This is a genomic window from Spirilliplanes yamanashiensis, assembly GCF_016863475.1.
GTDB lineage: Bacteria > Actinomycetota > Actinomycetes > Mycobacteriales > Micromonosporaceae > Spirilliplanes > Spirilliplanes yamanashiensis.
Map to the genome: position 1 here is coordinate 38425 of NZ_BOOY01000019.1, position 16333 is coordinate 54757.

A 16333-nucleotide genomic window follows, 5' to 3' on the forward strand; every position below is an offset into this window, starting at 1 on the left:
CCGGTCGGCGAAATCGGGCGCACCCGCGAGCGCTGACAGCGCGCTGCGGCGGTCGTACGCTCGGTGGTCATGAGCCACCTGACCTCGGCGGTCGTCGCGGTGATCGGCGACGACGCGGGCCGTGTCCTGTTGTGTCAGCAGAGTTCCGGGCACCGGCTGTGGCAGCTGCCCGGCGGCCGGATCCGCCGCGACGAGTCCCCGGCGCACGCGGTGTGCCGCGACGTGCTCGCCGAGACCGGCCTGCGGATCGAGGTGACCGACCTGGTCGGCCTCTACGAACTGACCGGCAACACCTGCGGCGAGGACGTGCCGGACGTGGTCATGCACGCGTTCCGCGCCGCCGTCGCGCACGGCGAGGCCCTGGTCAACGAGCCGGGCCGGATCTCCCGCGCCACCTGGTACGACCCGGGTGAGCTGCCCGAGCCGATGACGGCCACCGCCCGGGCGGCACTGGCCGACGCGGCGGCCGGGCGCTCCGGGGTGGTCCGCGCCGTGCGGCGCGACCCGGCCCGCAGCGTGGCGGTCTAGCGGCTGCGGACGCCCTCGGCCAGCTCGGCGCTCAGCTCGCGCAGCCGGCGCTCGCCGGTGGCCGCGTCCGGCGCCTCCAGGACGCACCGGACCAGCGCGCTGCCGACGATGACGCCGTCGGCGAAGGCGGCCACCTCGGCGGCCTGCGCGCCCGTGCCCACGCCCAGGCCCACGCCGACCGGCAGGTCGGGGGCGGCGGCGCGGACCCGCGCGACCAGCTCGGGCGCCTGCTGCGACACCGACGTGCGGGCGCCGGTGACGCCCATCAGCGCGGTGGCGTAGACGAAGCCGCGGCAGTGCCCCGTCGTCATCGCGATCCGATCGTCCGTCGACGACGGCGAGACCAGGAACGTGCGGTCGATGCCGTGCCGGTCGGACGCGGCGATCCACTCGCCCGCCTCGTCCGGGATCAGGTCGGGCGTGATGAGGCCGGTGGCCCCGGCGGCGGCCAGGTCGCGGGCGAACGCGTCCACGCCGTACTTCTCGATCGGGTTCCAGTAGGTCATCAGCACGACGGCCGTGCCGGTGGCGGCGACCGCCTCGATGGCCCGCAGCGTGTCGCGGGTGCGCACGCCGCCCGCCAGGGCGATGTCGCTGGCCCGCTGGATGACCGGGCCGTCCATCACCGGGTCCGAGTACGGCAACTCGACCTCGATGACGTCGCAGCCCGCCTCGGCCATCGCCTTCATCGACGCGATGCTGTGCTCGACGGTCGGGAAGCCGGCCGGCATGCAGCCCACCAGGACCGCCCGGTCCTCGGCCTTCGCCTTCGCGAACACCTCCGAGATGCTCACGCGTTCTCCCCCGGGACGATCGTCTCGTTGTCGGCGAGGATGCCGAAGTACGCGCCGGCGGTGTGCACGTCCTTGTCGCCGCGGCCCGACAGGTTGACCACGACGGTCGGGGTGCGGCCCAGCTCGGCGGCGAGCGCCGGGATGATCTTCGCGGTGCCGGCCAGCGCGTGCGCGCTCTCGATCGCCGGGATGATGCCCTCGGTGCGGCACAGCAGCTGGAACGCGGCCATCGCCTCGGCGTCGGTCACCGGCTCGTAGACGGCCCGGCCGGTCTCGTGCAGCCACGCGTGCTCCGGGCCGACGCCCGGGTAGTCCAGGCCCGCCGAGATGGAGTGCGACTCGACGGTCTGGCCGTCGTCGTCCTGCAGCACGAACGTGCGCGCGCCGTGCAGCACGCCCAGCGAGCCGCCGGTGATGCTGGCCGCGTGCCGGCCGGTGCCGACGCCGTCGCCGCCGGCCTCGAAGCCGTACAGCCGCACGGCCTCGTCGCCGACGAACGCGTGGAAGATGCCGATCGCGTTGGAGCCGCCGCCGACGCACGCGGTGACCGCGTCGGGCAGCCGGCCGAGCTGGGTCAGGCACTGCTCGCGGGCCTCGACGCCGATGCCGCCCACGAAGTCGCGGACGATCTCGGGGAACGGGTGCGGGCCGGCGGCCGTGCCGAGCAGGTAGTGGGTGGTGTCCACGCTCGACACCCAGTCGCGCAGGGCCTCGTTGAGGGCGTCCTTGAGCGTGCGGGAACCCGCCGTGACCGGCACGACGGTGGCGCCGAGCATGCGCATGCGGGCCACGTTCAGCGCCTGCCGCTCGGTGTCGACCTCGCCCATGTAGACCACGCACTCGAGGTCGAGCAGGGCGGCCGCGGTGGCGCTGGCGACGCCGTGCTGGCCGGCGCCCGTCTCGGCGATGACGCGCCGCTTGCCCATCTCGCGGGTCAGCAGCGCCTGGCCGAGCACGTTGCGGACCTTGTGCGCGCCGGTGTGGTTCAGGTCCTCGCGCTTGAGCAGCACCTCGGCGCCCAGCGCGGCGGACAGCCGCTCGGCGCGGTACAGCAGCGACGGGGTGCCGGCGTAGTCGCGCAGCAGCCCGGCGAAGCGCTCCTGGAACACCGGGTCGGTCTTGGCCTTGCGGTAGACCGCGTCCAGCTCGTCGAGGGCGCGCACCAGCGCCTCGGGCACGAACCGGCCGCCGAAGCGCCCGAAGTGCCCGGCGAGGTCCGGCAAATGCTCGGTGCTCATCGGACCGGCCTCGGGGTGGCGGGGTGGTTGCCGGCGTTGACCAGCTCGGCCACCGCGTCGCGGGGCGACTTCTGGGTCACCAGGCCCTCGCCCACCAGCACGGCGTCGGCGCCCGCCGACGCGTACCGGATCAGGTCGTGCGGGCCGCGCACGCCGGACTCGGCGATCTTGACGACGCTGTTCGGCAGGCCCGGCGCGATGCGCTCGAACACCGAGCGGTCGACCTCGAGGGTGCGCAGGTCGCGCGCGTTCACGCCGATCACCTGGGCGCCCGCGTCGAGGGCCCGGTCGGCCTCCTCCTCGTCGTGCACCTCGACCAGCGCGGTCATGCCGAGGCTCTCGATACGCTCCAGCAGGCCGACCAGCACGTTCTGCTCCAGCGCGGCGACGATCAGCAGCACCAGGTCGGCGCCGTGCGCCCGGGCCTCGTGCACCTGGTACGACGACACCACGAAGTCCTTGCGCAGCACCGGCACCTGCACGGCGGCCCGCACGGCGGCCAGGTCCTCCAGCGACCCGCCGAACCAGCGGCCCTCGGTCAGCACGCTGATGCAGCGCGCGCCGCCGGCCGCGTACTCGCCGGCCAGCTCGGCCGGGTCGGGGATGTCGGCGAGGGCGCCCTTCGACGGCGACGACCGCTTCACCTCGGCGATGACAGCCACGCCGGGCTTGCGCAGGGCCGCGTACGCGTCGATCGCCGGCGGGGCCGCCGCGGCGAGCTCCCTGACCTGCTCCAGCGGGACCGCCTCCTGGCGCTGCGCCACGTCCTCGCGCACGCCTGCCAGGATCTCGTCCAGAACGCTGGCCCGCCCCGTTCCCTCCGGCACGCCGCCACCGCCCGCTTCCGCACGATCAGCTGTCACCTACGGACTCCCCTCTCCGGGTGTCTTCGGACCGATGCTAGGTCGCCCCGAACGGCCGTTCGAGGCCGGGGTATGGCGCGCCTCACCAGGTGGGCCCGGGCATAATGCGCCGCCCGGGTCGCCGGACACAACTCCGGTCGATCATCTGAAACTACCGGTGTCCCGTGCGTCACACTGCGCGCAGGGTCCTTTTCCGTGCCGCGCCGCTGACCTGCGGCACCCTCGTCGATCGGCCAGTGCCGGGGGAATCGTTGACCGGGGTGTCATGGTGCGGAAATACGACGCCGCCACCATGGGCGTCGGGCACACTGGGCGACGGTCCCGTGACCCACCTGCCCGCCCGTCCGGACCGATGATCATGTGGAGACCCGCCATGACCAGCACGGACCGCGAGTTCGGCTTCACCACCATCCCGCGCGCGCTGCTGTCGGCCGCCGCCGGCATCGCCTTCAGCGTGGAGCGCGCCGTCGTCGGCGACGCCCGCGTCCGCACCGCCCGCCGCAACGCCTGGGAGGCCGTCTGCGCCGACCGGGCCGCCGCCCGCCGCCGCGCCGAGCTGGACGCCCTGCTGGCGACGCTCGCTCACGTCCCCGCCGGCCCCGTGGGCCCCGTGGGCCCGGCGGGTCCGGTGGTCGGCGTCGTGGGCTCCGCCGAGCCCGTCGTCGGGTCCTCGCCGCGGTCCAGGGCGTCCCAGGCGTCCCTCGCCGGGTCCGCCCGCGCCTGATCCGCCGTGGGCCCGCCGGCCCGCGTCCCGGCCGGCCGCTCGTAGCGGGCGCCCATCGCCGACCAGCGGTGCCCGCGGGCGACGGCGAGCGCCCCGCCCGCGGCCGCGGCCAGCCCGCCGAGCACCGTCAGCGCCGGCCACCACACGTCGTCCGCGCGGCCCAGCCCGGCCACGCCGCCCGCGGCGGTGAGCGCGCCCGCCGCCACGATCAGCACGCCCGCCGCGCGCCGCGCCACCCCCTTCAGCGCCAGCAGGGCGCCCGCACCGGCGAGCCCCGCCAGGGCCACGGCCGGCAGCCAGGCCAGCAGGTCACCGCCGGTGCGCGCGGCCTCCAGGGCGGGCAGGCCGCCGGAGCGGCCGGTGCGCTCGACCGCCCACACTCGGGTCGCGGCGAACAGCGCCAGGCCCGCCCCGGCCAGGCAGGCCAGCACGGCCCGGGCGAGGCCGCGGCGGTCGGCGGGCGCGGCGGGCATCAGCGCGCCGGGCGCAGCGTCTCGGCGGCCGCGATCGCCGCGAGCACCGCCGCCGCCTTGTTGCGGCTCTCCTGCTCCTCGGCGTCCGGGTCGGAGTCGGCCACGATGCCCGCCCCGGCGCCCACGTACGCGACGCCGTCGCGCAGCAGCGCGGTGCGGATGGCGATGGCCATGTCCATGTCGCCGCCGAAGCCGAAGTAGCCGACCGTGCCGCCGTACAGGCCGCGCCGGGTCGGCTCCAGCGCGTCGATGATCTCCATCGCGCGCACCTTCGGCGCCCCGGACAGGGTGCCCGCCGGGAACGTCGCGGCGAGCGCGTCGAACGCCGTGCGGTCGGCGCGCAGCTCACCGACCACCGTGGACACGATGTGCATGACGTGGCTGTAGCGCTCGATGCGCGCGAAGTCCGGCACCTCGACGGTGCCCGCCGCGCACACCCGGCCCAGGTCGTTTCGGCCCAGGTCGACGAGCATCACGTGCTCGCTGCGCTCCTTGGGGTCGGCGAGCAGCTCGGCCGCCAGCGCGTTGTCCTGCTCGGGCGTGGCGCCGCGCCACCGCGTGCCGGCGATCGGGTGCAGCAGCGCCCGGCGTGCGCCGTCGTCGCCGGCGGTGACCTTGAGGTGCACCTCGGGCGACGAGCCGACGATGTCGAAGCCGTCGAAGCGCAGCAGGTACATGTACGGGCTGGGGTTGGTGGCGCGCAGCACCCGGTAGACGTCCAGCGGGTCGGCCGCGGTGGGCCGCTCGAAGCGCTGCGCCACGACGATCTGGAAGCACTCGCCCGCCCGGATCGCCTCCTTCGCCTGCTCGACGGCCTTGCCGAAGTCGCCCGCCGGGGTGCGGCTGACCACCTCGCCGACCGGCGGGCGCTCCACCGTGGACACCATCGGCGGGGTCGGCCGCGACAGTGCCGTCGTCATCGCGTCGAGCCGGCCGACCGCCTGGTGGTAGGCGGCGCGCACGGCGGCGTCGTCCGCGCCGGCGGGCAGCACCGCGTTGGCGACCAGGATCGCGGAGCCGTCGAAGTGGTCGAGCACCACCAGGTCGACGGCCAGCATCATGCCCAGCTCGGGCAGGGCGAGGTCGTCGGCGGCGATGGACGGCAGGCGCTCGAAGCGGCGCACCAGGTCGTAGCTCAGGTAGCCGACCATGCCGCCGGTCAGCGGCGGCAGCCCCTCCTCGGGCGCGCCCGGGGTGGTGAGGGCGGCGACGGTCTCGCGCAGCGCGGTCACCGGGTCGCCGCCGGTCGGCACGCCGTCCGGCGGGGTGCCCAGCCAGGCCGCCTCGCCGTCGCGCTCGACCAGGGTGGCGGCGCTGCGCACGCCGACGAACGAGTACCGCGACCAGGACGTGCCGGGCGCCCCGGCGCCCTGCTCGGCGGACTCCAGCAGGAAGGTGCCCGGGCCGCCGGCCAGCTTGCGGTAGACGCCGACGGGCGTCTCGCCGTCGGCCAGGATGCGCCGGGTCACCGGCACCACCCGGCGGGTGCGGGCCCGCTCGGCGAACGCGTCCTCGGCCGGGCTGACGGCGCCGCTGGTCATGCGTCCTCCTTGACGCCCTGGACGGGCAGCTCGGTGAAGAAGCAGGTGTGCGCGCCGGTGTGGCAGGCCGCGCCGACCTGCTCCACGGTGACGAGCAGGGCGTCGCCGTCGCAGTCGACGGCGACGCCGCGCACGAGCTGGTGGTGGCCGGACGTCTCGCCCTTCACCCAGTACTCCTGGCGGCTGCGCGACCAGTAGGTGGCGCGGCCGGTCGTCAGGGTGCGATGCAGGGCCTCGTCGTCCATCCAGGCCAGCATCAGGACGTCGCCGGTGGACTGCTCGCGCACGACCGCGGCCACCAGGCCGTCGGCGGTGCGCCGCAGCCGGGCGGCGATCGCGGGGTCGAGGTCGCTCTGAGGTACGGGCACGAGGTCCGATTCTTCCGCACGAACCGCCCGCCGCCCACGCCGCATCCCAGAATCCGGCGTGGCCCCGCGCTGGTCAGGGCCGTCACGCCGGGGCGGGCCGGGCACGGGGGATGTGCTCGCCGTCGATCACGGGTACGGTCGGGTCGCGCCGCGCCCGGGGCCGGACGCCGGCGTCCCCCCGTCGGCGCAGCGGCCGGGCGCCCGAGACCCGACCCGACGGGAGACACACCGATGGAGCCCACCCCCACCCCAGCCGAGCGGCAGCAGCCCGCGCCCGCGCCGAGCTCGGGCGCCGCCGTGCCGCAGCCCCGGTCGCCGGAGGAGCGCTCCTCGGCCCCGCTGCCGCTCGACGGCCCCGCCCGCTTCCCGGCGCAGCCGGAGCCGGCCGCGTACCAGTTCACGGCGGCCGCCGCCCCGCAGCCCGCCCGCCCGGCCGAGCAGGGCGCGCCGCGCAACGGCGGCCTGCTGCTGCCGAACGGCGCGGCCGGCGGCGGCACCGCCAACGGCGGCGGCGCCCCGGCCGGCGACCGCACCGGCAACGGCGCGTCGTTCCGCCCGTCGCCGCAGTGGTCCACGGCCCCGGGCCTGACCGTCGACACCCAGATGGTGCCGCTGGGCGGCCGCCGCACCGCCGACGAGCAGGGCGCCCCGGCGCCGGCGCCCGTGTCCGGCTCGGCGTCGGTGTCCGGCCGGGTCGCCGTGCCGCAGCCCGCCGTGCCGCAGCCCGCCGCGCCGGCCGCCGAGGAGCCGGACGCCGGTCCGCGCGGCCGCCGCGCCGCCCCGGAGGAGCCGGCCGCCGCGCCGAAGCGGCCGGGCGACGTCGAGCAGACCCGGATCAAGATCTGGGACGAGGAGTCGGTCACCAGCTACCGCACCGAGTGGCACGAGGTGAAGGCGCAGTTCGTCGACGACCCGGTGGTGGCCCTGACCCGGGCGCACGACCTGCTCACCGAGGCCGTCCACCAGCTGACGGACGGCTTGCTGGCCGAGCGCGACGACCTCGACCCGCTGAAGCGGTCGGACAGTCCCGACACCGAGAGCATGCGCGTCGCGATGCGCGGATACCGCGAGTTCCTGGACCGCATCCTCACACTCTGACCTGCGCTGACGCCTGCGACCGGCGGTCCCCCGACGACGGGGGGCCGCCGGTCGTCTTTCTGTCCATTGCCCGGCGGCCGCAATTCATCTAGCGTTGAACTCAACACTCGATGAGTTAGGAGCCGTCATGGAGACTGCCGTCGCGGTCGAGGGCCTCACGGTCGACCGCGGAAAACGAACCGTCCTGCACGACATCAGCTTCTCGGTCCCCCGCGGCACCGTCGTCGGGCTGCTCGGGCCGAGCGGGTCCGGCAAGACCACGCTGCTGCGCTGCATCGTCGGCGTGCAGCTGGTCCGGGCGGGACGGGTGACGGTGCTCGGCCGGCCCGCCGGGACGGCCGAGCTGCGCCGCACCGTCGGCTACCTGACCCAGGCCCCGAGCGTGTACGCCGACCTCACCGTGCGGGAGAACGCCCGTTACTTCGCCGCCCTCTACGGGCTCGGGGCCGCCGAGGCCGACCGGGCCGTCGCCGACGTCGGGCTCGCCGACGCGGCCGGGCAGCTCGTGTCCACCCTGTCCGGCGGGCAGCACAGCCGGGCGTCGCTGGCCTGCGCGCTGCTCGGCGGCCCGGAGCTGCTGGTGCTCGACGAGCCGACCGTCGGGCAGGACCCGCTGCTGCGCGAGGAGCTGTGGGGACGGTTCCACGACCTGGCCCGCGGTGGCACCACGCTCATCGTGTCCAGCCACGTCATGGACGAGGCCAGGCGCTGCGACCGGCTGCTGTTCATCCGCGACGGCCGGCTGGTCGCCGACGACACCCCGGCCCGGCTGCGCGCCGAGACGGGCACCGACGACCTGGAGCAGGCGTTCCTGCACATCGCCCGGGGCATGGAGGGGGTGGCGGCATGAGCCCGCGGATCCTGCTGGCCACGACCGGGCGCATCCTGCGCCAGCTGCGCCACGACCGGCGCACCGTCGCGCTGCTCGCCGTCGTGCCGACGCTGCTGCTCACCCTGCTGTACTTCATGTACGAGAACGCGGGGCCGACGTTCGACCGGATCGCGCTCATCATGCTGGGCGTCTTCCCGTTCGTGATCATGTTCCTGGTGACCAGCATCGCGATGCTGCGCGAGCGCACCACCGGCACGCTGGAACGGCTGCTCACCACGCCGATGGGCAAGCTCGACCTGCTGTTCGGCTACGGGCTGGCGTTCGGGCTGGCCGCGGCCGCGCAGGCGGCGATCGCGTCGGCCGCCGCGTACTGGCTGCTCGGGGTGCGCACCGCCGGCAGCGTCGGGCTGGTCGTGCTCATCGCCACCGTCAACGCCGTGCTGGGCGTGGCGCTCGGCCTGCTGTGCAGCGCGTTCGCCCGCACCGAGTTCCAGGCCGTCCAGTTCATGCCGGTGGTGGTGGTGCCACAATTGCTGCTCTGCGGGCTGTTCGTGCCGCGCGCCGAGATGGCCGGGTGGCTGCAGGCGGTCAGCGACGCGCTCCCGCTGTCGTACGCGATCGACGGCCTGGTGCAGGTGGGCATGCACCCGTCGGCGACGGCGACGATGTGGTGGGACGTGGCGATCGTCGCGGGGGCGGTGCTGGTGGCGCTCTCGCTGGCGGCGGCGACGCTGCGCCGGCGCAGCGGGTAGGCAGCGGGTAGGGGGAACGAACACGGTGGTGCGGCGCACCGGTCGGCGTCCGGGCAACCCGGACACGCGCGAGTCCATCCTGGCCGCCGCGCGTGAGGCGTTCGCGGAACGGGGTTTCGACAAGACCTCGATCCGCGCCATCGCGACGGCCGCCGGGGTGGACCCGGCGCTGGTGCACCACTACTTCGGCACGAAGGACAAGCTGTTCGTCGCGTCGATGAACGTGCCGTTCGACCCGCGCGAGCTGCTGCCGTCGATCCTCGCCGGCGGCGCCGAGGAGGCCGGCGCCCGGTTCGTGCGGGTGTTCCTCGGCATCTGGGACTCCCCCGCCGGGGCGGCCGGGGTGGCGCTGATGCGCTCGGCGGTCAGCCACGACTGGGCGGCCCGGCTGATCCGCGAGTTCATCGCCACCCAGGTGCTGCGCCGGGTCACGGCGGGGCTGGGCATCGACCCGGACGAGGCGACGATGCGGGCGTCGCTGGTCGCCTCGCAGATGGCGGGCCTGGCCATGGCCCGCTACATCCTCAAGTTCGAGCCGCTGGCGTCCGCGCCGCCGGAGACGCTGGTGGCGGCGGTCGCCCCGACGATCCAGCGGTACCTGACCGGCGACCTCGACGGGGTGCTCGGCCACGCCTGAGCGCGGCGGGGGCGGTCAGGCCGCCTCGTGCGCGTGGTTGTGCGAGCAGCGCGGGCAGAGCACCGGGTGCAGCAGCCGCGACAGGTCGGCGCGGTCGGCGACCGGGCGCGGGAACGCCAGCCGGGCGAGGCGCTCGCCGAGGCGCACGACGAAGCCGTAGCGGTCGAGCCGGACGACGCGCGGCACTTCGCGGCCGACGGCGGGGCCGAGCTGGCGGCGCAGGTAGCCGGTCATCTCCTCGACGTGGTGGTCGGCCAGGTCGGCGACCAGGTCGAACTCGATGGCGTGCAGCGGGTCGGGGGCGGCCGCCGCGTACTCGTCGGGGTCGACGTCGACGGTGAGGCCGGCGCGCTCGAGGCGGATCTCGGCCACGTCGACGCGGTGCAGCACCTGGCCGCGGCCGACGTCGAGCAGGTCGCCGGTGGGGTCGTGGCCGGCCCAGTCCAGGGCGGCGGCGCGGGCCTCGGCGCCGTCGAGGGCGACGGCCCAGCCGGCCACCCAGACCCGGCCCATCGACGGGGCGCCGGCCACCGGCGGGACGTCGGGGATGTCCAGCACGACCGCGGTGTCGTCGGCGCCGTCGACGGGGCGCAGCGCGTCGGTGAGGCCGCCGTCGGCGGGCGCGAGCAGCAGCAGGCGGCCGTCGCCGTCGGTGAGGTGGCGGACCGGGAACAGGCCGGGCCGGCACGCGACCGACGCGGTCGCCGGGAGGCGGCCGGCGGCGAGCGTGCGGGCGAGCTCTGCGTGGCTGGGCTGCATCAGGATCCTCCGGCGCGGGGCGGGCTGGCAGCGTTAGGCTTGCCTTAGTAAGGTGAGGCTAACTTACCCCCGACGTCAACCGCGACCCACCGGAGAAGTGATCCGTGAACCAGTCCCGTCCGAAGGCCCGGCTCTCGCGGGCGCTCGGCATCCCGCTGACCCGCAAGTGCGTGAAGTACTTCGAGCGTCGGCCGTTCCCGCCGGGCGTGCACGGCCGCGCGCGGCGCAAGCCCAGCGACTACCAGGTGCGGCTGCTCGAGAAGCAGCGGCTGCGGCACCAGTACAACATCAGCGAGAAGCAGATGCGCCGGGCCTACGACGAGGCCCACCGGCTGGAGATGAAGACCGGCGAGGCGATGATCCAGCTGCTGGAGCGGCGGCTCGACGCCGTCGTGGCCCGCGCCGGGCTCGCCCGGACCATCTACCAGGCCCGCCAGCTCGTCGCGCACGGACACTTCGAGGTGGACGGCCGCAAGGTCGACCGGCCCGGCTACCTGCTCAAGCCCGGCCAGGTCGTGACGGTGCGCCGGCGCAGCGCCGCCAAGCCACCGTTCGAGATCGCCAAGGCCGGCGCGCACGTCGACGGGCCCACCGCCCCGTACCTGTCGACGTCGCTGGAGGAGCTGCGTATCACGCTGCTGCGCATCCCCGCCCGCACCGAGGTGCCGGTGCTGTGCGACGAGCAGCTGGTCGTCGAGTTCTACGCCCGCTGACCCCGCAGACCACCCGGCCACCGAGCAGCGACGGGCCCGGCACAACGGCGTGCCGGGCCTATCGCGTCTGCTCCAGCCAGCTGGAGTGCAGGCGGCCGTAGACCGACTCCGGGTCGCGGATCAGCTCCGCGTGCGGCCCGCGCTGGACGACCCGGCCCGCGTCGACCACGATCACCTCGTCCGCCGACTGCGCCGTGGACAGCCGGTGCGCGATCGCCACCGTGGTGCGGCCACGGGTCACCGCGTCGAGGGTGCGCTGCAGCCGGACCTCCGTCGCCGGGTCGACCGCGCTGGTGGCCTCGTCGAGCACCAGCAGGTCGGGGTCGGCCACGTAGGCGCGGACCAGCGCGACGAGCTGGCGCTCGCCCACGCTCAGCGCCTCGCCCCGCTCGCCCACCGGCGTGTGCAGGCCCGCGGGCAGGCCCGTCACCCAGTCGGCCAGGCCCAGCTCGCCGAACGCCAGCTCCAGGTCCTCGTCGCCGAGGTCGGGGCGGGCGAACCGCACGTTCTCGGCGACGGTGCCGTCGAACAGGAAGCCGTCCTGCGGCACCATGACGACCTTCGCGCGCAGCGACGCGAACCGCACGTCGGTCAGCGGCACCCCGGACAGCAGCACCCGCCCGCCGGCCGGGTCCATGAGGCGGGTGAGCAGCTTGGCGAACGTCGTCTTGCCGCTGCCCGTCTCGCCCACCACGGCCACCCGGGTGTGCGGCGTGATCGTCAGGTCCACCCCGGACAGCACGGTCGGCCCGCCCGGGTACGCGTACGACACGCGCTCGAAGCGCACCTCGACCGGTCCGGGCGGCAGGTCGCGGCCCGCCGCGCCCGGGTCGGCCACGTCCGGGTCCATGTCGAGCACGTCGAGCACCCGGCGCCAGCCCGCGACCGCGTTCTGCGCCTCGTTCAGCGTCTCGGTGGCGATCTGCACCGGCTGGATGAACAGCGTCACCAGGAACAGGAACGCCGTGAGCTGGCCGACCGTGATGTCGCCGTCGACGCCGAGCAGCACGCCCACCACGACGACCGCGGCGAGGGCCAGCCCGGCCGCCACCTCGCCGGTGGAGAAGCCGGTGACGCTGGTCTTCAGCGCCTGTTTCTGGGCGGTGCGCAGCTCGTCGACCGCCGTGTCGAGCTTGGCGGAGGTGCGGCCCGCGACGCCGTAGGCGCGGATGACGTCGGCGCCCACCACGCTCTCGGCGACCGCGGCGAGCAGCGTGCCCGTGCGCTGCCGGACGGTGCCGTACGCGCCGGCCAGCCGCTTTTGGAACCGCCGGATGACGATCACCGCGGGCACGAACGCCAGCAGCGTCACCAGCGTGAGCTGCCACGAGTAGACCAGCATCACGACGATGGTGACGACGAGCTGCCCGCTGGTGATGAGCAGCATGACGCCGCCCATCTGCAGGAACTGGGTGATCTGGTCGATGTCGCCGGTGACCCGGGAGACCAGGGCGCCGCGCCGCTCGGCCGCCTGGTGCAGCACCGACAGGTCGTGCACGTGCCGGAACGTGCGGGTGCGCACCCCGGCCAGGGCGGTCTCGCTGACGGTGAACAGCCGGCGCACCATCAGGTAGCCGCACGCGGTGGTGAGGATCAGGACGGCGACGGTGACGGCGACGACCAGGCCGACCCGGCCCACGTCGAGCCCGCCCGGGCCGCGGATGCCCCAGTCGATGCCCTGCTGGATGGCGATCGGCACGGCGACCCGGCCGGCCATCGACACCAGGGCGAGCGCGAGGGTGCCGGCCAGGCCGGTGCGCAGCTCGGGCGACAGGGCCAGGCCGCGGCGCACGGTGCGCAGCGCCGGCTCGTAGTCGCGCTCGGCCGTCACGGTCGCCGTCGTCACGCGGGCACCTCCTCGTCGTAGGCGTGCTCGCGCTCGCGTTCGGCCTCGGCCCGCTCGTACGCGGTGACCAGGGCGGTGTAGCCGGGCGTGGAGGCCAGCAGCTCGCGGTGGGTGCCGGTGGCGACGACCCGGCCGTGCTCGACGTAGACCACCTGGTCGGCCAGTGCGATGGTGGCCCGCCGGTACGCCACCACGAGGATCGACGTGCCGGCGCCGCCGCGCAGCCCGGCGAGGATGGCCGACTCGACGCGCGGGTCGACGGCGCTGGTCGCGTCGTCGAGGACGAGCAGCCGCGGCGACCCGGCGAGGGCGCGGGCCAAGGTGAGCCGCTGCCGCTGGCCGCCGGACAGCGAGGTGCCGCGCTCCCCCACCGCCGTGTCGAGCCCGTCGGGCAGCTTGTCGACGAAGGCGTCGGCCTGCGCCAGCTCCAGCGCGGCGCGGGCCTCGTCCTCGCCGACGCCGGGCCGGTCGAGGGTGAGGTTGGCCCGCACGGTGTCGTCGAAGACGAACGGCACCTGCGGCACGAACGCCGCGGTGCGGGCCAGGGCGGCGGCGCTGAGGGTGCGGGCGTCGGCGCCGTCGAGGCGGACGGTGCCGGTGGCCGGGTCGACCAGCCGCACCGCCAGCGCGGCGATGGTGGACTTGCCGGAGCCGGTGGGGCCCACCAGCGCGACCGTGCGCCCGGGCGCCACCGTGAACGACACGTCGTGCAGCACCTCGCGGCCGCCCTCGTAGGCGAAGCTCACCCGGTCGAAGGCGAGCGCGGCCGGGCCGGTGGCGGCGGCCGGCTCGGCGTCGCCGTAGGTCATGTCGCCGGTGGCGGACAGCACGGCCTGCACCCGGTCCCACCCGGCGACGCTGCGCGGCAGCTCGGCCACCACCCAGCCGATCGCCCGCACCGGAAAGGCGAGCACGGTGAACAGGAACGCGACGCTGACCAGCTCGCCGACCGTGATGTGGCCGGTGCCGAGCCGCCAGGCGCCGAGCAGCAGCACCGCCAGGGTGCCCAGGCTCGGCAGCGCGTCCATGACCGGGTCGAACGCGCCGCGCAGCCGGCCGACGGAGATCAGCGCGTCGCGCAGCTCGCGCACCTCGGCGGCGAACCGCTCGCCCTCGGCGGCCTCGCGGCCCATCGTCTTGACGACCAGGGCGCCGTCGAAGCTCTCGTGGGCGATGGCGCTGACCCGGGCGCGCAGCTGCTGGGCGCGGATCTGCCGGGGCGCCATGCGCCGCGAGTAGACCACGTTGAGGGTGAACAGCGACGGGAACAGCGCCACCCCGACGAGGGCGAGCACCCAGTCGGTGGCGAACAGCGAGCCGACCGCGGCGACCAGCATGACCAGAGTGCCGACGGCGAACGGCAGCGGCGCGATCGGGTAGAACGCGGCCTCGACGTCGGAGTTGGCGTTGGACAGCAGGGTGCCGGTGGCGTGCCGGCGGTGCCAGGCCGGCGGCAGCGCCAGGTAGCGGCGGGTGACCGCGCGCCGGTAGCGCGCCTGCAGGTGGAACTGCATGTAGCCCGCGCCGAGGCGGCGGCCGAAGATGCTCAGCACCCGCAGCAGGCTGATACCCAGCAGGATGGCGGCGGCGGCCAGCAGCAGGTCCCACTCGGCGCGGCGCTGCTCGATGGACGGCACGACGACCCGGCCGACCAGGTTGCCGATGACGAACGCGTTGCCGATGATCAGCAGGCCGAACAGCACGCTGCCCACCGCGCCGATCAGGAAGCGGCGCGGCTCGGTGCGGATGGCCTGGCCCAGCACCCACAGCCCGCGGGCCAGCACGTCCCGGCTCGTCCTGCTCGGCACGGCACCCCCGCGGTAAGTAGTCAACGGCCCAGACGAACCTTACTCCGCGACGGCGGCGGAACTGGGACCGTTCCATCCTGGCGCACGGGTACGACATCCGCCGACCACGATTCGCCCGGGAGGCTGTGGGGCGGGCCACACCCTACGATCGACGGATGACCTACGCACGCGACGAACGCCGGGCCCTGGCCGACCTGTTCGCCGAGACGGGACCCGACCGGCCCACGCTGTGCGAGGGGTGGACCACCCGCGACCTCGCCGCCCACCTCGTCGTGCGCGACCGCCGCCCGGACAGCGCCGCCGGGCTGCTCGTGCCCGCGCTGCAGGCGCACGGCGAGCGGGTCCGGCTGGGCGTCGCGGCCAGGCCGTGGGCGGAGGTGATCGAGCTGGTGCGCACCCCGCCGTGGTGGAGCCCGGTCAGCAACCCGCTGGTGGAGCCGCTGACCAACACCACCGAGTTCTTCGTGCACCACGAGGACGTGCGCCGCGGCGAGCCGGGCTGGCAGCCGCGCGCCCTGGAGCCCGCGTTCCGCGAGACGCTGTGGAAGCAGCTGAAGCAGACCGCGCGGCTGGCGCTGCGCAAGGCGCCCGCCCGGATCACGCTCGTCGCGCCGGGCCTCGGCGAGACGGTCGCCGGCCCCGAGGGCAGGCCGCCGGCCACCCTGACCGGCGAGCCGGGCGAGCTGCTGCTGTTCCTCACCGGGCGGCAGCGCGCGGCCCGGGTCGAGGTCGGTGGCGATCCCGCGGTCGCCGAGCGGCTGCGGGGCGCGAAGCTCGGGTTCTAGTCGTCGTCCGACTTGTCCTCGGTGCGGGCCACCGGACGGCCGTCGGCCCCGCAGGTCACCGTCACCTCGACGCGCCGGCGCCCCGAGCGGAAGTCGACCTCGGCCTCGTCGGCGCCGTCCTCCACCTCGTGGGTGCCCCACCCCTGCGCGGGCGAGGTGCCGGCGATCGTGACGACGCCCGCCGCGCAGCGGGCGGTGACCAGCCCGCCGGGGGTGTCGAACGTCTGCGTGCCGGCGGCGACGGTCGTCGGCGCCGCGGACGTCGGCCCTGCGGAGGCCGGCGCGGAGGAAGGCGCGGAGCCCGGCGTGGAGGCGGGCGCGGAGGTCGGCGCCGCCGGGGCGGACGCGAGCGCGTCGGCGACCTCGGCGGCCGACAGCGCCGGCGGGGCCGAGCCCTGCAGGCCCTCCCCGATCAGGCGCACCGCGGCCAGGCCGACGACGACCGCCACCAGGGCGGCGGTCAGCCAGCCGGCGACGCCGAGCAGAGTCCGTGATCCCACGGCGTCGAGTCTGCCCGGTCGCCGGCTAAGCCGGGCACACCCCGACGCTAAGAGACGGTTAAGGGCCGCGGCGG

Annotated in this window: 17 protein-coding genes and 1 pseudogene; 8 read left to right on the plus strand and 10 right to left on the minus strand. The window is 75.4% G+C overall.

Features of this window, described 5'->3' with window-relative positions; translation table 11 throughout:
• The first annotated feature begins 69 nt into the window (after positions 1–69).
• Positions 70–528: an NUDIX hydrolase gene (locus tag Sya03_RS13445; RefSeq protein ID WP_203938604.1), complete on the plus strand. Its 459-nt coding sequence runs from the start codon at positions 70–72 to the stop codon at positions 526–528.
• Here Sya03_RS13445 and trpA read toward each other — a convergent pair.
• Genes trpA through trpC form a run of 3 tightly spaced genes read right to left on the minus strand, consistent with a single transcriptional unit; the run spans position 525 to position 3387 of the window.
• Positions 525–1322 carry a tryptophan synthase subunit alpha gene (gene trpA / locus Sya03_RS13450; RefSeq protein ID WP_203938605.1) on the minus strand — a complete coding sequence of 266 codons (798 nt, stop codon included), beginning with the start codon at positions 1320–1322 and terminating at the stop codon, positions 525–527. The genes Sya03_RS13445 and trpA overlap by 4 nt on opposite strands.
• The gene (gene trpB / locus Sya03_RS13455; protein WP_203938606.1) at positions 1319–2560 is read right to left on the minus strand and encodes a tryptophan synthase subunit beta; all 1242 of its coding nucleotides are present in this window, start codon (positions 2558–2560) and stop codon (positions 1319–1321) included. Before trpB ends, trpA begins: the two co-directional genes overlap by 4 nt.
• Entirely contained in the window at positions 2557–3387 is an 831-nt protein-coding gene (trpC, locus tag Sya03_RS13460; RefSeq protein ID WP_203938607.1) for an indole-3-glycerol phosphate synthase TrpC, read from the minus strand. Before trpC ends, trpB begins: the two co-directional genes overlap by 4 nt.
• 409 nt (positions 3388–3796) lie before the next feature.
• Between trpC and Sya03_RS13465 the strand changes: the two are divergent.
• Positions 3797–4003: pseudogene (locus tag Sya03_RS13465) on the plus strand (hypothetical protein); the annotation flags it as partial.
• A gap of 2 nt (positions 4004–4005) precedes the next feature.
• Here Sya03_RS13465 and Sya03_RS13470 read toward each other — a convergent pair.
• Genes Sya03_RS13470 through hisI form a run of 3 tightly spaced genes read right to left on the minus strand, consistent with a single transcriptional unit; the run spans position 4006 to position 6529 of the window.
• Entirely contained in the window at positions 4006–4620 is a 615-nt protein-coding gene (locus Sya03_RS13470; RefSeq protein WP_203938608.1) for a Trp biosynthesis-associated membrane protein, read from the minus strand.
• The gene (locus tag Sya03_RS13475; protein WP_203938609.1) at positions 4620–6161 is read right to left on the minus strand and encodes an anthranilate synthase component I; all 1542 of its coding nucleotides are present in this window, start codon (positions 6159–6161) and stop codon (positions 4620–4622) included. The genes Sya03_RS13470 and Sya03_RS13475 overlap by 1 nt, the downstream gene beginning before the upstream one ends.
• Positions 6158–6529 (minus strand): phosphoribosyl-AMP cyclohydrolase, encoded by a 372-nt coding sequence (gene hisI / locus Sya03_RS13480; RefSeq protein ID WP_239107451.1) that lies wholly within the window; start codon positions 6527–6529, stop codon positions 6158–6160. Before hisI ends, Sya03_RS13475 begins: the two co-directional genes overlap by 4 nt.
• A gap of 231 nt (positions 6530–6760) precedes the next feature.
• Here hisI and Sya03_RS13485 point away from each other — a divergent pair, with 231 nt between their 5' ends.
• From Sya03_RS13485 to Sya03_RS13500, 4 genes are all read left to right on the plus strand, one after another.
• Positions 6761–7627, plus strand: a complete 867-nt coding sequence (locus Sya03_RS13485; protein ID WP_203938611.1) for a hypothetical protein — start codon at positions 6761–6763, stop codon at positions 7625–7627.
• 127 nt (positions 7628–7754) lie between these two features.
• Positions 7755–8477 carry an ABC transporter ATP-binding protein gene (locus Sya03_RS13490; RefSeq protein WP_203938612.1) on the plus strand — a complete coding sequence of 241 codons (723 nt, stop codon included), beginning with the start codon at positions 7755–7757 and terminating at the stop codon, positions 8475–8477.
• Positions 8474–9211, plus strand: a complete 738-nt coding sequence (locus Sya03_RS13495) for an ABC transporter permease (protein WP_203938613.1) — start codon at positions 8474–8476, stop codon at positions 9209–9211. Before Sya03_RS13490 ends, Sya03_RS13495 begins: the two co-directional genes overlap by 4 nt.
• Before the next feature lie 25 nt (positions 9212–9236).
• Positions 9237–9848 carry a TetR/AcrR family transcriptional regulator gene (locus Sya03_RS13500; protein ID WP_203938614.1) on the plus strand — a complete coding sequence of 204 codons (612 nt, stop codon included), beginning with the start codon at positions 9237–9239 and terminating at the stop codon, positions 9846–9848.
• Between the two features lie 15 nt (positions 9849–9863).
• On the opposite strand, the gene Sya03_RS13505 is transcribed toward Sya03_RS13500, so the two are convergent.
• A complete protein-coding gene (locus tag Sya03_RS13505; protein ID WP_203938615.1) occupies positions 9864–10607 on the minus strand; it encodes a DUF2470 domain-containing protein in 744 nt (247 codons plus the stop codon).
• 104 nt (positions 10608–10711) lie between these two features.
• Between Sya03_RS13505 and rpsD the strand changes: the two genes are divergently transcribed.
• Complete coding sequence (gene rpsD, locus Sya03_RS13510; RefSeq protein WP_203938616.1) at positions 10712–11320, plus strand: 30S ribosomal protein S4; 609 nt, start codon at positions 10712–10714, stop codon at positions 11318–11320.
• A gap of 58 nt (positions 11321–11378) precedes the next feature.
• Here the strand turns inward: rpsD and Sya03_RS13515 are convergent, their stop codons facing one another.
• Both Sya03_RS13515 and Sya03_RS13520 read right to left on the minus strand, forming a co-directional pair.
• Positions 11379–13166: an ABC transporter ATP-binding protein gene (locus Sya03_RS13515; RefSeq protein ID WP_239107452.1), complete on the minus strand. Its 1788-nt coding sequence runs from the start codon at positions 13164–13166 to the stop codon at positions 11379–11381.
• On the minus strand, positions 13163–14974 hold the full coding sequence (locus Sya03_RS13520; RefSeq protein WP_203938617.1) for an ABC transporter ATP-binding protein: 1812 nt from the start codon (positions 14972–14974) through the stop codon (positions 13163–13165). The genes Sya03_RS13515 and Sya03_RS13520 overlap by 4 nt, the downstream gene beginning before the upstream one ends.
• Before the next feature lie 155 nt (positions 14975–15129).
• On the opposite strand from Sya03_RS13520, the gene Sya03_RS13525 reads away from it, so the two are divergent.
• Entirely contained in the window at positions 15130–15759 is a 630-nt protein-coding gene (locus Sya03_RS13525) for a TIGR03085 family metal-binding protein (RefSeq protein WP_203938618.1), read from the plus strand.
• Here Sya03_RS13525 and Sya03_RS13530 read toward each other — a convergent pair.
• Positions 15756–16259, minus strand: coding sequence for a hypothetical protein (locus tag Sya03_RS13530; RefSeq protein ID WP_203938619.1), 504 nt, complete (start codon positions 16257–16259; stop codon positions 15756–15758). The genes Sya03_RS13525 and Sya03_RS13530 overlap by 4 nt on opposite strands.
• Positions 16260–16333: the final 74 nt, after the last annotated feature.